Raw genomic sequence first — 13,892 nt, forward strand, 5'->3', positions numbered from 1 at the left:
CGCCCAACCCGCTCAGCTTGTCGATGGGCGACCTACCTGGAGCTTGTCAGACAGCACCAGCGCCGCCTGCCAGTCGCCATCCTGCTCAGTGCGGCCGCGCACCTCGCTCGTCCGCTGAGCCGCCTCCATCCGCGTGAGCGCCGCCTCGACGCTAACCACCGGCAGCAGATCCATCACCTGGTTGAAGTAGCGGCGCTTCTCCCAGTCGGTGCGATCGCCAATCACGTAGAGCCGACGCTTGGCTCTGGTGACGGCGACGTTGAGCATGTTCGGCTTGGAGACCACCCACCCCCTGGCGCCGGGTCGCTGGGGGTCTGCGTTACCCCCTAGCACCAGGATGACGACGTCGGCCTCCTTCCCCTGCATGGTGTGGATGGTTCCGGAGGTTGCCCCTACCTTCGAGAGGGTACCTCCGCCGACCTGACGAATTACGTCACCAAAAGGCGTGACGACCGAGATGCTTTCCGGGGGTACCCCCTCGAGGGTCAGGAGGGTAACGAGGAGGTTCAGCGACCTCCCCTCCGAGGGTACCCAGTTCCCGCTGGAGGTACCGCGTACCTGCACCCACCCTGACGGGAGGGTCGGGGGGGTATCGGGTACCCTCCGGGAGGTTCCGTAGACCATCCCGCCCGAGTAGGCGATACGGTTGGCGACCTCGAACATGGGGTGGTCACACCTGCGGTGGACCACCAGCGGGAGGCCGACCCACACCTTGCTACCCTCCGGGCCGATCTCCTTGCCGATCGGGTTGGCCAGATCCGCGAGCCGCTGCGCGGACAGCTGGTGCGGCATCCAATGCGCCTCCACCCCGAAGGCTCTTCGCATGTGCTCCAGGGCCGCCGGCGGCACCTGGTTGATCGGCTCCAGCTGGAGCGGGTCGCCGACCATCACCGCCCGCCTCGAACGCCACAATGCCCCCACAGCCGCCTGCGGCGTCGCCTGGCCGGCCTCGTCGACGAGCAGCCAGCCGATATCGCCGGCGCCGAGGGTGCTGAAGCACCGCGCGAAAGAGGCGAATGTGCTGCTCAGCACCGGTACCGCCATGAACAGGGTGCCCCACACCGACCGGATCGCCTCGCGCGGGATGTTCTGGTACCGCTCGCCCTCGAGCACGACCTTGGCAAGGGTGAGATTGGTGAAGACCCGCGATGACTCCAGCTGGAAAAGCGTCTGGTGTAGGCGCATGGCCTCCAGAAACACCTTCGCCCTGGCCCGGCGCCAGCCTGGAATGCTCCAGGGCTCAGCGAGCTCTATCGCTTCACCGCGGCCGATGGCACCGGTTTCCAGGAATACCCGCAGATGCTCGGCGCCGTAGTGCTTCGCCAACGCGATCGCTTCGCTGGAGAGACGCCTGGCCTCCTGATGTGCGCTCTCAGCTGCTGCTTTTGCGTCTGCGTACGCGCGTTGCTGGCGCTCGGCCTTCTCCAGCAATGTTTGCATCTCACGGTCAATCCGCTTGCAGCGACCCTGCGCCAGCTCCCGCTGGGCGCGGGCATTGCCCTCCTCCTGGGCCCAGCGCCGGCCCGCCCGCCAGAAGCTGAGCAGGTTCTCCCAAAACCCTGGGCGACGCTTTAGCAGCTCTGCGACTGCCGCCAGCGCATCCTCAAGCAGCGCTTCTGCAGCACCAGCGTCCTTCTCCCTGTCCTCCAGATCGCTCGCCAACGCCCTGGCACCAGCTGCTACATCGGCGATGGCCTGCTGCAACTTCGGCAGCTCTTTGCAGACGTCATGGCGCAGCCGGAGCAGGGTGGTGATCCTCAGGGCATCCTGGGCGGCGAGATCCGCCTCCCGCTTAGCATCTTGGTACCGCTGAACTGCCTGTTTCCACAGAGCAGCTTTTTCGGCAGCCGGGATGTTCTTGCGCTGGTCGTTGAGCCAGGCCTCCATGCCCCTGGGCGTCGCAGTTTCCTCCACGCCGACGGCAGCCGCGGCTTCAGCTCTCGGCGCCAGCGCTCCCTGGGAAGTCGCGTGGCCATCCTGGAGCAGCCCGGCACCGGCGCCCGGAGCACCCTCGCCCTGCTCGCTTACCTCATCATCAGGTCGCCCCTCGGCGCCCGCCGCCTGCTGGCGCTGTTCCGCAGCACCAGCATCAACCGCAGCCTTACGCCGGGATACGCCGCTCCAGAAAGCGTCGACGAAGACACTTCGCCTCCCCTTGCTGCCGAGGGCGGCTGAGATAAGTCCCCAGGCCGGCTGCCCGGAGACCACCGAGGCAATATCGGCGTACAGGTCATACTCATCGAGCCAGCTGGCGTCCACCTTGTCGATCTGCGGTAGTTCCAGGGTGACGTTCTCGATTGCGCCATTGTTCGACGACGCAACGACAATCTCGTGCCCCAGTAGATCTGGATGGAGCGGCCAGTACCCTCGGTTCTTATCCGCATCAACGACAGTCCCCTTGTCGAGGAATGCGTCAGACGAAGTGGCAAGCCTCGCGAGGGCGTCCGCCCGGTTGGTCACCACCGCGGCGACGATGTCCCGCAGCAGCGTTGTTTTACCCGTCCCCGGCGGCCCATTTACCGACAGCAGTCCCGCCCCGCGCTCCAGCCCGTCGCGAATCGTGTTCACAGCGAGCTGTTGCGAGTGCACCAGGCCGAGGTCGCCAGGCGCTGGCCAGCAGCCGGTTGGGTAGCGGCCCAGCGCCAGCAAGCCGCACTGCGTCCCTGACGAAACATCGTCGCTCAGGTCAACTCGCTTCGTACCGTCATGCAGTGACAGGTACGCCTCCAGTGCAGCGCTGCTTTCGCCACCTGCGACGCTACTCGCAACCCTGGCGAGGTCATCAAGCAGGAAGCTGTTGAGAGGATCGTCGGTCGCGTCTGCTGCGCTTGGCCGAACAGGTGTTGACCGGCAGATGTAGCGGCTGGGGGCAGGTGAGAAAAAGTCGGCGAGAGACAGGTGGGCGATGACTTTCGCGGTCAGGGCCTCCAGTGCCATAGGCGTCACCACGCCCTCAAGCGTTTCAGCTGCAATTTCTGCGGCTGTGCTCTGGGCGTCCTCGAATCCGCTCAGCCGCTCGCGTCCTGTGAGAATTCTGCCAGCGAGCCATGCGGCGCTGGAGAGCACGAAGCTGTCTTCGACCATCTTTCCCTGGGCAGTGAAACGGAGCGCGTAAAGTCCGGCGATACTTTCTCGCGTTTCCCGATAGCCGTTGTCTGCGCCGAAGTGTTGCTCCAGGAGGTCGACGATCAAGCGGTAGTCGAAGCAGTGGCCGTAGACCAGGTGGCTCCAAGTGCGGTTTTGGGGAATGACCATCTTCGCCAGCCGGCTCTGCGGTGACCAGGGCAGGACGAGCGCTCCATTTCTCGATAGGTCATGCACCACAGCGTCACGCGGGCTTGCCCTTTCCCTGGTGGACGGAAATGGCACTGTCTGGGGGCTGAGCAGTTCGACGGCGTGCCAGTAGCGGATAACTGCCGCTTTGTCGTCAGTAATGTGTGGGGGCATTCATTGTCCTATGTGCTGTCTGTAGCTCTGCGGCGAGAGTAACTGCCTCTATGTCTTTTCGGAGTCGCATTGTTGCCCGGTCGGGGAATGTTTCATTTGGCGGCTCTGGTCTCTCTGTGCCTGCAAAATAGTCGCCTGTGGTGTTGGGGGTGGAGATTTCCCCGTTGTGCTGAATGTGTGCGTTCGTCGGCGGGACCGCCCCCTGCTTCAACATCCGGAGTAGTTCCTGGAAGGCCGGCGCTGGCTTCCCCCCTATCCATGTTTTTTGCTCCTCGAAGTATCTTCGTCGCCTGGAGCTTGTCCGCTACGGTCACCGGCGTATCATCACGGCCCCTAACTGTATATACATACAGGTGCGCGATGAACGACACCATGACCCTGCTCGGCTCCGCCTCGTTGTTGGCGCGAACTCCGCGGACAAAGCTTGTACCCCTCTTCTCTAGTCACATCTCCTGCGGCTTTCCTTCCCCCGCTGAGGATCTCGTCGAGTCGATGACGTCGCTCGACGAAATCGCGATCCTCAATCCGCCCGCCACCTACCTGATGCGGGCTGGCGGGGACTCTATGACCGGCGTTGGCATTTACCCGCGCGACATCATCGTGGTGGACCGGTCTCTGCGGGCGAAGCACCGCTCGATAGTTACAGCGATCTACGACGGCGAATTCGTCTGCAAGCGGTTACTGGAGACCGAGTCAAATATCGTGCTGCTGGCGCCAGAAAACCCTGCCTATCCCCCGATTGCTATCCCCAACCCCGAAGACCTGGTCATTTGGGGGGTATGCACTTTCAACCTGCACGACCTGCGACGGCAATGAACGGTCGCCCTGCATATGTGCTGTTCGACGCCAACAACTTCTACTACTCCGTCGAGTCCGTATGGCGTCCTGAGCTTCTACATCGCCCGGTAGTGGTCGCCGGCAGTAATGACGGATGCGTAATTTCCCGCAGCGAGGAGGCGAAGGCGCTAGGCATCAAAGTCGGCGATCCGGCGCACCACGTCCGCAATTTCTTCTGGCGTGAGGGTGTGACGGTGTGCTCTGCGAACTTTGCGCTATACGGCGACATGAGCAGTCGCATGATGCGCACATTGTCGTCTGTGGTGCCGAAATTGGCCGTGTACTCAATCGATGAGGGGTTCGCCATCTGCGACGGCATGTCGGATGAGCAGCTCCACTCGATGACCCTGGAGGCAGGCTTGCGCGTCAAGCAGTGGTGCGGACTCGGTACAGGCGCCGGCATCGGTCCGACTCTCACCCTGGCAAAACTGGCCTCCTACGCCGCTAAGCGGGTCACACGGTCGAGCCTCTGCAATCTGATGGGGGCTGATGACCGCCTTTCCCTCCTACGCCTGACTCCCGTCTCCGAGGTCTGGGGGATCGGGCCTTCCGTCACGAAGAAACTTCTCGCCCTGGGGATTAAGACCGCTGCCGAGTTCGCCGCCGCACCGAGACACGTACTGGAGCGAGAGTTTCCCGTCACGGTCATTCGGACGCAGCTAGAGCTCAACGGGATATGTGCGATCTCACTCGACGATCCCGGCACCCCTAGGCAGATGATCAACGTCTCTCGGTCCTTTGGTGTGCCTGTCACTTCAGTCGCCGAGCTTGCTAACGCGCTGGTGTCTTTTGTCTCCAGCGCTGCTACGAAATTACGTCGTCAGCAGTGCACTACGTCGTTCATGCGGGTGTATGCGCAATCTAGTCCGTTCAGCACCCGCGCAGCCCCGTACGCAAAAACGGTCACAGTGAAGTTTCGCTCACCTCTGGATGACTCTCGCGTGCTGGCGTCCTTGGTCTCTGAGGCAGCTGCGTCCGTATTTCGCTCTGGCGTTGAGTTCTCCAAAGCTGGGGTCTGCCTAATGGGCATTGCTCCGAATGGGGCTATGACTCAGGGGGAATTGTTCGGTCAGTCGTCAGCCGTCAGCTCGGACGTTATGTCGGCTTTGGATGGGATTAACGGGAAGTTCGGCCGGGGGACCATTGCGGTTGCCAGCGAATTCTCGGGGAAACGTTGGCGGGGAAAATCTGAGGATACGAGCCCGGCATTCAGCACAAAGCTCGCCGATTTGAAGACCGTGTACTAGTTCAGCTGCCATCCCTGCATCAGGAAGGGAGTCCAGGTCATGCGCCGAGCTGGCTTCCCCCCTATCCATTTTTTTGCCGACTGAACGCTCACCTTTCTCCTGATGCGACGAGTCGTTTGTTAGCGACTGGCGACAAGCGTCAGGTGGTTGCCACGCTGAGCGTCCTCGCGAGCCCATTGCTCCTGTATGCGCGTGGCCACTTCGGCCTGCCGCGGGAGAAGCGGTAGAAACTCGTCGTCCTGCGCAGACTCGACAACCGGCTGACCGCCTTCAGCGATGTACCGCATCGGATCACTGAGAAAGACAGAGAGCGGCACATGCATCAGGCCAGCGGTCTTGGCCTCGAAGTAGATGTCGGCCCAGCTGTCGAGTTGATCCGCCGGGATGGAGAGGTCGCCGCTTACGAAGATTGGGGTGAGTGCCATGTCGAAATACCTGTTTGGTTGGAGATACGTCTCTACCTTACCGCCATCGCCAAAACTGCAACCCCTACCACTCAACCTTCGTTCCCAGCCTCATATGCCTCTCAAGATCGCGACGCATAGTCCGGTTCTCCTTCATCAGCTGGCGGTAGATCTCGAACTCATCCTCGTACCGGTTGAACATCTCCTCTAGCCAGGCCTCCATCCTTCCCATCTGGGCCCGCGAGAAACGAGGGTAGCCACCCTTACCCTTTGGCACCCTGTTTTTGAATGGCTTCTCCTGCGGGCCGTGCTCGTGTTTTTTGTAGGCAAAACGAAGCCAGTAGATGTCCACGCTGTTTCCCCTGCGCGAGATCGCGACACCCCTGAAAAGCGTCTTACCCGACGCCCTCGCCTCCACCCAAAATCTGTCCCTCGCATCGAGGGCCTTCGCATAGACAATTTCGAAGTACTCATCCAGGCCTTGGATGAGTTTTTCAGCTGAATGCATCACGGGAAAAAATCTCCATAAACTATCTATATCGCAATTTCACTTACATGCTCTCTATCGTCAACCATGCGTTCGCCGGTCCCAGATGCATGCCGAAGCGTCCAAAAAAACTGCGTTGATTCTGCCTATCCTCTATCTATGTCGCAAACAAATCTGTATGCGCCATATGGCGATTTCCCCATCTCGCGAATAAGCATTCTTCTTTGTATGCCCTATCTATGGAGCATACAAATTTGTATTCCCCATAACGTTGCGAGCCACGGGAAAGCAAAGATAGAAGCGCATACAAATCTGCATGCGCTATCTATATCGCATACAGATTGCTATGCACTGTGGCTAGGCCATTGCGGTGCCTGATCGGCGGAACGCATTTCTGGACGCACTTCTTACGCTGAGCACCCTCGAAAACACTCTCCAGGGAGAGGCGATTTCTCGGAAATTGGCGTGGCCCTACCAGAGAGAAAATGTGGCCCATCTCCAGGGCCGGATTGGGGGGTTGCATATTTGAAAACCGTGGCAGGCTGTTCCTAGTCGAGCAGTAGTCGATCCGCAGAGGCGCCTTAGTCGACTGTTTGTCGACCAAGCCGATCAAGGCAAGGCTCGCGCAGGGCTTTCCATCTCTTGTCGATCAATAGTCGACATTTTGAGCGGCTGAGGGCGAAAGCGGGGCGATGTACTCGGAAAACATCTGCAGAGCTGCAGAACAAGCAACAGCCATTAGGGCTTAGGAGAAGCAATGAGCAGAAAGAGCGAAGCACAAGCACCCAAACTGATCGTCGGCTGGGATTGCGGGTACTCGAACGGGAAGCTGGCCTACGGCCTGTCCACTGACGAGGAGCCTACCCTCCTGGTACGTCCGGCTCAGGCGGCACCGATCAGCCAGCTGCATGGCAGCATGGCTCTCAAACCAGGCGAGTACGCCGTGGAAGTAAACGGTGAGCCGTGGGCGGCGTTCCTCGATCCAGGACGCGCACGTCTTAATCGAGAGCTGCACGGCGACTATCCGGCGACCGATCCCTACAAAGCTCTGTACCACGCCGCACTGATTGCTTCGTGCCAGGACGGTAACGTGGTTGACCGTCTCGTAACCGGCCTGCCTACGGCTCAAGCGCGAGACGCGAAACTCGTTGAAGCGCTGACGAAGCGGCTGACGGGCATTCATCAAGTAGCGCCGAAGCGGACGATTGAGGTCCGCGAGGTTGAGGTAATTGCTCAGCCGGTAGGTACCCTCTGTGAGATCAACAGCTACCACGAAGATGCCGATCTGTTCGCTGAGGCAAACCTGCTCGTCCTCGATCCTGGTTTCTTCAGCGTTGACTGGGTCATGTTCCGCCGCGGCGACATTCAGCGCGACTCGTCGAGCACGTCCCTGGACGCTATGAGTGTCGTCCTGGACGCCATCAATGAAGAGTTCGCTATGGAGCACGGCGGCGAGGGACCTGGTCGCGACAAGCTCGAGATCGCCATGCAAAACAATCGGGACACCGTCCTCATGTTCGGCGAACGCATCGCTCTGGCCCCGTATGTGGATCGTGCCATGGGCAAAGTCGCACCTCGCGCTCTGTCCAACCTCAAGGAGCAAATGCGCTTCATGGAGGGTGAGGCTCTCGACTTCATCCTGCTTGGCGGTGGCGGCGCTCGGTTCTATAAAGACGCGGCCCAGTACCTCTTCCCCAAGGCCAAGGTGATCGTTGCCGACAACAACGTGACCTCCAACGCCTCTGGCTACTGGTTCCACGGAAAGAACAGCGTCGTTTAAAGGAGCGGGAAGATGTCTGGCGGCGAAATCAAGATGCTTGCAACGGTATCCGAGTCCACATACACACGGCTCTATCGCGAGCTCGCTGCGCTCCCTGAGCGTAAACGGGTCAAACGGTTGATCGTGCTTGCCCAAATCGGGCAGATAGCGGAAATGGCGGCCATGGGGCATCAACTGCTGCCCGCCCAGGACCTCCCCTCTCCGACCGTACCTACAGTCGCAGCTCCAACTGCGGCTGTAGCCTCAGCACCGGCAGCACCAACACCAACACCAACACCGCGGGAGCCGGCTCCGCCGGCACCTGAGCAAACTCCTGCCCCGGCAATCGAACCGGTTGCACCACCTCCTCCACCTGCCGAGAGTGAGAGACCAGGGACTGGGGATGCTTTAGCTGAAGACGTGAACGGCGCTGGACACCAGCGGCCGACCACTGAAGCCGCGACAGCAAATGAACCTATCCACGGACAGCAGCCCTCAGCTGCACGAAAACCCCGACGGTCTGGCCACGGATTCAAAGTGGGTATGACGTAACAAAAAGCCCGCCAATTGGCGGGCTTTTCATTTGGATAGAAGGCTACTTAGAGTCGATTCATGCTTATGCGCAGGAAGATCTTCCCGACTACCGCCGTGCCTTTGCTGTTCATCGCGCCTGTAGAGTCCAGTGTAACCGTCGTACCCACGATGTTGACGTTCGTGGAGGTAAGTGCAAACCCCGAGGATACAGGCGATGCGAGCCGCATGATCACCGTGTCACGAATGCAAATGAGAAAGCAGCCTTCGTGAAGAAACTTGGTGTCCGTGTCGACCAGAGCGATGCTTCCTTGATCCAGCGTTCCCTGAAGGGCATCCGAGTTGATGTACATCGCTCGGACTTTCTCTGGATTAACGCCATGAGACTGAATCAGGCGTTTAGGCAGTGGCAGAGATTTGATCGGCAGGTCCGAGTCTCTGCTCGTTCGCCTCACATCCGCAAACCCCTGGCTGATTGCTAGCGACTCAGGTGTATGAATCGTCAGGGTGATCGTTTCCTCGGCGTCAGCGATGAGGGCGCCGGTAGCGAGGTACTCAACGGTTGTACGCAGAGCCTTGGCAAGCAAAATCAATGTCAAACGATTGCACTCAGAACCTTTGTAAACAATGTTCTTGGTCGTGCTCTCGTTGCGGCTGATTAACTGAGCCAATTGCTTCGGCTTGATATCAAGAAGCTCCATCCGCTCCTGGACGCGCTTCATGAAAGCGTCAACGGAAATATCTTCTGATGCGTATTGCATGGCTTCTTAAAGCTCTCACTGTCACACACATTTAGCCGGTGGATGTCCGCTTATGGCCGAAATCCATTCCCCATGAGGCGCAGCTCTATGACTGCTATCGCCACTGGCATATCAGAAAGCCACCACAGTATAGGGTCTAAAAATGACCTGTGTGAGTGTCAATCAACGTCTTGAAAGCTGCAATTAAACCCAATTAAGGGGGCGAAAGGCAAATTGCCGCCAAATTGCGCCTACCTGAGTAGGGTCATAATCATTGCGACCATAGGGTCACATTTACTGACCCTGTATTTCGGAATTTGTGCCCCTCGTTGACCAAATACACCCCCTCACAAGGCAAAAAAGGGTAACAAGGCCTCATTTCTCGCATGAGTTCCGTGCCGTTCGTCGGATTACGTCAATTTTCAAGCGTCAAATGACCCACTTAAGGGTCATTTGTCACCGAACCTTCTTGAAACATACCGCTACACGAGTAGAATCCCGCCCCATATCAGGGTCAGATTTTCCTGCTTTCTAGGGTCGGATTATGAAATGGATACCGGTTTTAACGCTTTCAGCCACATTAGCAGCGCTTTTTCAGGCGCCTGCTGAAGCGTTTACGTTGAAAGGAACGGTCTGGGAGCGGCAATCCCAGCGCTACTGCAAGGTCGACCCAAAGCTGCTCTATGCAGTAGCCCTGGTCGAATCGAAGCGGTACTCCGGACGCATCGTTAATCCGAATCCTCTGGCCCTCAATATCGCGGACAAACCGCACCACCCAGCCTCTCTCAGCCAAGCTAAGCAACTACTGCGTGATGGGTTGCAGAAGACGCGGAGCATCGCTGTAGGGGCTATGCAGATCAGCATCAGATGGAATGGCGAGCGTGTCGCCAACCCTGAAGATCTGCTGGATCTTGAGACCAATGTACGCATCGGTACGCAGGTGCTGTGCGAGATGATCGATGGGCAGCACGGTGATCTGGAACTGGCCATCGGCCGATACCACACCCCAAACCCAGAACTCGAGTCGGTGGCTCGCGAGTATGGACGCAACGTCCTGACGATCTGGCGCCGCCTGATCCTCCTTGAAAGTAAGGAGGCCTGAGCCATGCTCGATAATTACGCGCTGAACCTAGTCCTACACACAGCAAAAGACTGGGCATCTACGAACAACGGCTCATTCGGTCGTTTCTTCTCGCTTGATCAGGTCGATCGTCAATGGCTACTCGACTGTTCTGATGCAGACCTCCAGAGCCTGGCCGACCTTCCAACCTCGATCATCCAGGTAAACCTCGACGAGATACGCCCGAAAGAGTTGGCGGGAAGCGCAGTAATGCCAACGGCAGAAGTCGCGGCCATCAGTGGGATTCTGGGTGCCATCGCCGAGAACATTCGCAGCAACGTCCGGGTCGGCATGATCGCATGGGGAATTAGCTCCAAAACCAATGCAGATTGGCTCTGCAATAGCAGCCTCAAAGACCGAATCGCTTTGGCATCCCAGGGGAAAGTCACCTTCTCCCCCCGCACTCCCTTCAACCGCATCGCTCGCCAAAATCAGTCAGGCACGGACCTAATGGCCAACCTCATGCGGATTCTTTCCGGAGGGAAAGTCAGTGGCTGATTCCAAGCTAGCACTTCGCATGGGCCAAGCCGGCTTTAGCGACACGATTATTCGAATTCAGACGGGTATCTCAGTAGGACCAGCCGCGGCTGTTCACCTTGCCCGTAAAGCGTCGGTTACCCAGCTGGTACCCGCCCTCCCCTCTTTTGATTCCATCGTCTTCGAGTCGACTCAGGCCCAAGCAGCAATCGGCCTGGTTATGAATTACCTCGAACACTGGGATTCAGCTGACTTTGAAGTAGGGGTTGATGCCCTGATCACAGCTCACAGCCAGTCGGTGAGCGAGCAAAACGAATTCCCGCTGACCCTTGAAGAAGCCTGGGTCATCGCCCGCGAATGCCGCTGCCTAGGCAGTGCTGAAGTTCTCAACCTCCTCTTCTCCCGCTTAAACCAGGATTGCTGATATGGACACCACTCTTGACATTCGCATGGCCCGCTGCGGTTTTCGTTCCGCCATCATTCGCGCCCAGACAGGACTGACCCGGAAACAGGTCGCGAGTTTGAGAAAGCGGCTTGGCATTGTTGGCCCGGCCGAATCTGGTCCTTTGCCGCAAGCTCACAGCATCCTGAGCGGGAAGGCTAAGGCTATGGAAGCCAGTCTGTTCATGCTGAACTACCTGTATCTGGCGAAAACGCCACGAGTCGATGTAGATATCGATGCAGTGATCGCGGCACACGACCAGTATTTCCACTGCCATGCAGCAATCCGAAACGATCAAGTGGACCTGGACAACTTCCTCGATATCGACGACGCATGGGTAGTCGCCCGCGACTACCGTGCGCTCGAGGTCATGATGCGCTCCTGCAGCGGGTGCCATATCCAGTTCGTTTCAAGCATCCATGACAGCCGCCAGTGCTGCCCGATCTGCAATGGGGCGGTCGTTCGAACCGATCTGTTCTCCTGTGACGCCCAAGCCGTTGTTACCGAGCGCTCGGTTCCTGAGCTGATTGAGCTCTCTGCGCTCGTAATGCAATTCAAGCACTGGGGATGCACCGAGACCGAGATTTGCAAGGATCATGGTCTTAACAGTGATGAATACGCTCTCTGCCTGGCCCTACCGAAACTTACCAACGCTCACCTCGCGTCTATCACTAATCGTTTTGCTACTGGTGTAGATCTGCTCTCTACCTTCAAGCAGGAAGGCATCGGCGCTATGAAGGCCTCTCCGGCGGCCCTGGCGGTGGCGTAATGCACTCCCCTACCGAAGAGCAGGCCGCGATCGAAAAAGCTGCTGTTCAGCTTCTAGAGAAGCCAAGGGGCATAATCAAAACGGTTGCCGGAGCTGGTTGTGGTAAGACCACAACCCTCCAAGGCGCAGCCAGGGGCTGCAAAGAAGCCGGCGCTCGCCGGCTTTGTTATTTGGCCTACAACAAGCCGCTGGTTGACGACGGGAAGGAGCGATTCAACAACCTTGCCAGCGTCAGAACCTTCAACAGCATGGCTTTTGAAGCAACAGCAGCGCTAAAGTCGGGACGGAAAACAGGTAATCTGTATCCATCCCATATTGTTCAAGCTTTTGATTTAAGAAGCAAAAAGCTCCCAATCGACGCTGACAACTTCAGCAAGATAATCCTTCAGACAGTCTCTGCTTTCTGCAATAGCAGCTCTACCTCTGTGCTTGCTTCCCACCTGCCCGCCTGGGTCAAGGACCCTGTGGTTGGTGGCTTGGCAGTCCAATATGCCTCTGTGCTCTTCCAGGGCGTGCGCGTAGGGCAGAATACGGTGCTACCCCTCCCCCACGAGGTTTACCTCAAGGAATGGCATCTGCAGGGCTGCCCAGGCCTATCCAGCTTTGACATGGTGCTATTGGATGAGGCTCAAGATGCCAACGGCGTCCTGCTTGGCTGTCTGGCGTACGCCCAGAGGGCCGTGGTGGTTGCTGACTCAGCCCAACAGCTATACGCCTACAAGGGCGCCCAGGACGCAATGCTGAAGATTCCTGGGGCCGGATACCCCCTATCTCTTTCTTTCCGTTTCGGGCCGGATATCGCCTCTGTAGCAAACCGAATTCTGAGTGCTAAGTCTAACCCTCCGCCGATACGGCTTAGAGGTCTTGCGGGAAAAGAAACTCGAATTGGAAAACTCCGGCATGGAACTTCTCACACCAAGATTTTCAGACACAACGTTTCCATAGCCCGTGACGCAATGGTCCTTGCTGATCTCCGTACGCCATTCTCTATTGTCGGCGACATGCAGGATCTGAAAGAAAAGATCATCAGCGCCAACGCTTTGATGCAACGGAACCACCGCGAAATCAGGCATCCGGCTTACTCTCAATTTAAGAATTGGGGCGAATTTGATGATTGGGCAGCTGAGCACCCAGACTCTGAAGTGTCCCAGGCTGGGATGCTGGCAAGTGAATACGGTGAACGAGTTGATGATCTGATTCGGATCCTCTCAGGAAGCGGGCAATCGCACCACCCTGAGGTAACCCTTACAGGTGTCTACCGTGCAAAAGGCCGGGAATGGAACAACATAGTCATTGCCTCTGACTTCGACTCCAAGCTCGAAACCCTCGCTCGCCGCGGGAAAGGTCACCAACTCGATGAGGAACTCAACCTGCTCTACGTGGCCTCAACTCGTGTTAAAGCATTGCTGGAGAGCCAATCTCAATTTCTTGATCGACTGATTCGCTAGCCCCCTCCCCTACTCCATCGGGTAGGAGGCGGCCTCACGGCCGCCGTCCTCCCACACCACCGTGCGTACGGTTCCGTACACGGCGGTTCAGGCCATGCGGTTAAGCCGATTGATCGTATCCAGTATCGAGACCAGTCCAAGCCTGTCCCAGAGCTTCTTCGGCAGCGCCTGATTCATATGCGGC

At 58.2% G+C, this 13,892-nt stretch carries 12 protein-coding genes and 1 pseudogene; 8 read left to right on the forward strand and 5 right to left on the reverse strand.

The features are described 5' to 3' along the window. Window positions 1-12: 12 nt before the first annotated feature. Window positions 13-3,447, reverse strand: coding sequence for an AAA domain-containing protein (locus A9513_RS22275; protein WP_065327777.1), 3,435 nt, complete (start codon window positions 3,445-3,447; stop codon window positions 13-15). A 360-nt stretch (window positions 3,448-3,807) separates the two neighbouring features. On the opposite strand from A9513_RS22275, the gene A9513_RS22280 reads away from it, so the two are divergent. Further along, complete coding sequence (locus A9513_RS22280; protein ID WP_065327778.1) at window positions 3,808-4,263, forward strand: LexA family transcriptional regulator; 456 nt, start codon at window positions 3,808-3,810, stop codon at window positions 4,261-4,263. Further along, on the forward strand, window positions 4,260-5,531 hold the full coding sequence (locus A9513_RS22285; protein ID WP_065327779.1) for a Y-family DNA polymerase: 1,272 nt from the start codon (window positions 4,260-4,262) through the stop codon (window positions 5,529-5,531). Before A9513_RS22280 ends, A9513_RS22285 begins: the two co-directional genes overlap by 4 nt. Window positions 5,532-5,650: 119 nt before the next feature. On the opposite strand, the gene A9513_RS22290 is transcribed toward A9513_RS22285, so the two are convergent. Together A9513_RS22290 and mobI are read right to left on the reverse strand one after the other, a co-directional pair. Beyond that, window positions 5,651-5,956: a hypothetical protein gene (locus A9513_RS22290; RefSeq protein WP_065327780.1), complete on the reverse strand. Its 306-nt coding sequence runs from the start codon at window positions 5,954-5,956 to the stop codon at window positions 5,651-5,653. Window positions 5,957-6,020: 64 nt separating this feature from the next. After that, entirely contained in the window at window positions 6,021-6,443 is a 423-nt protein-coding gene (gene mobI, locus A9513_RS22295) for a conjugative transfer protein MobI(A/C) (protein ID WP_065278529.1), read from the reverse strand. Window positions 6,444-7,179: 736 nt separating this feature from the next. Here mobI and A9513_RS22300 point away from each other — a divergent pair. Further along, window positions 7,180-8,202, forward strand: coding sequence for a ParM/StbA family protein (locus tag A9513_RS22300; protein ID WP_065327781.1), 1,023 nt, complete (start codon window positions 7,180-7,182; stop codon window positions 8,200-8,202). Window positions 8,203-8,780: 578 nt separating this feature from the next. Here the strand turns inward: A9513_RS22300 and A9513_RS22310 are convergent. Further along, window positions 8,781-9,473: a hypothetical protein gene (locus tag A9513_RS22310; protein WP_065327783.1), complete on the reverse strand. Its 693-nt coding sequence runs from the start codon at window positions 9,471-9,473 to the stop codon at window positions 8,781-8,783. Between the two features lie 523 nt (window positions 9,474-9,996). Between A9513_RS22310 and A9513_RS22315 the strand changes: the two genes are divergently transcribed. Genes A9513_RS22315 through A9513_RS22335 form a run of 5 tightly spaced genes read left to right on the forward strand, consistent with a single transcriptional unit; the run spans window position 9,997 to window position 13,708 of the window. Beyond that, on the forward strand, window positions 9,997-10,554 hold the full coding sequence (locus A9513_RS22315) for a transglycosylase SLT domain-containing protein (RefSeq protein WP_065327784.1): 558 nt from the start codon (window positions 9,997-9,999) through the stop codon (window positions 10,552-10,554). A gap of 3 nt (window positions 10,555-10,557) precedes the next feature. After that, window positions 10,558-11,070 carry a hypothetical protein gene (locus A9513_RS22320; RefSeq protein WP_065327785.1) on the forward strand — a complete coding sequence of 171 codons (513 nt, stop codon included), beginning with the start codon at window positions 10,558-10,560 and terminating at the stop codon, window positions 11,068-11,070. Continuing rightward, the gene (locus A9513_RS22325) at window positions 11,063-11,473 is read left to right on the forward strand and encodes a hypothetical protein (RefSeq protein ID WP_065327786.1); all 411 of its coding nucleotides are present in this window, start codon (window positions 11,063-11,065) and stop codon (window positions 11,471-11,473) included. Before A9513_RS22320 ends, A9513_RS22325 begins: the two co-directional genes overlap by 8 nt. A 1-nt stretch (window position 11,474) precedes the next feature. Further along, window positions 11,475-12,260, forward strand: coding sequence for a FlhC family transcriptional regulator (locus tag A9513_RS22330; protein ID WP_065327787.1), 786 nt, complete (start codon window positions 11,475-11,477; stop codon window positions 12,258-12,260). Further along, the gene (locus A9513_RS22335) at window positions 12,260-13,708 is read left to right on the forward strand and encodes a 3'-5' exonuclease (protein ID WP_065327788.1); all 1,449 of its coding nucleotides are present in this window, start codon (window positions 12,260-12,262) and stop codon (window positions 13,706-13,708) included. The genes A9513_RS22330 and A9513_RS22335 overlap by 1 nt, the downstream gene beginning before the upstream one ends. 87 nt (window positions 13,709-13,795) lie before the next feature. Here the strand turns inward: A9513_RS22335 and A9513_RS36575 are convergent. Next, window positions 13,796-13,892: pseudogene (locus tag A9513_RS36575) on the reverse strand (maturase); the annotation flags it as partial.

It is taken from the genome of Pseudomonas sp. AU12215 (assembly GCF_001675465.2).
GTDB lineage: Bacteria > Pseudomonadota > Gammaproteobacteria > Pseudomonadales > Pseudomonadaceae > Pseudomonas > Pseudomonas nitroreducens.

Bases quoted from the DNA above. Each gene is read 5' to 3' on its own strand.
- A9513_RS22280 (WP_065327778.1), top strand. From the start codon at position 3,808: ATGAACGACACCATGACCCTGCTCGGCTCCGCCTCGTTGTTGGCGCGA.
- A9513_RS22275 (WP_065327777.1), bottom strand. From the start codon at position 3,447: ATGCCCCCACACATTACTGACGACAAAGCGGCAGTTATCCGCTACTGG.
- mobI (WP_065278529.1), bottom strand. From the start codon at position 6,443: ATGCATTCAGCTGAAAAACTCATCCAAGGCCTGGATGAGTACTTCGAA.
- A9513_RS22285 (WP_065327779.1), top strand. From the start codon at position 4,260: ATGAACGGTCGCCCTGCATATGTGCTGTTCGACGCCAACAACTTCTAC.
- A9513_RS22290 (WP_065327780.1), bottom strand. From the start codon at position 5,956: ATGGCACTCACCCCAATCTTCGTAAGCGGCGACCTCTCCATCCCGGCG.
- A9513_RS22320 (WP_065327785.1), top strand. From the start codon at position 10,558: ATGCTCGATAATTACGCGCTGAACCTAGTCCTACACACAGCAAAAGAC.
- A9513_RS22330 (WP_065327787.1), top strand. From the start codon at position 11,475: ATGGACACCACTCTTGACATTCGCATGGCCCGCTGCGGTTTTCGTTCC.
- A9513_RS22315 (WP_065327784.1), top strand. From the start codon at position 9,997: ATGAAATGGATACCGGTTTTAACGCTTTCAGCCACATTAGCAGCGCTT.
- A9513_RS22310 (WP_065327783.1), bottom strand. From the start codon at position 9,473: ATGCAATACGCATCAGAAGATATTTCCGTTGACGCTTTCATGAAGCGC.
- A9513_RS22300 (WP_065327781.1), top strand. From the start codon at position 7,180: ATGAGCAGAAAGAGCGAAGCACAAGCACCCAAACTGATCGTCGGCTGG.
- A9513_RS22335 (WP_065327788.1), top strand. From the start codon at position 12,260: ATGCACTCCCCTACCGAAGAGCAGGCCGCGATCGAAAAAGCTGCTGTT.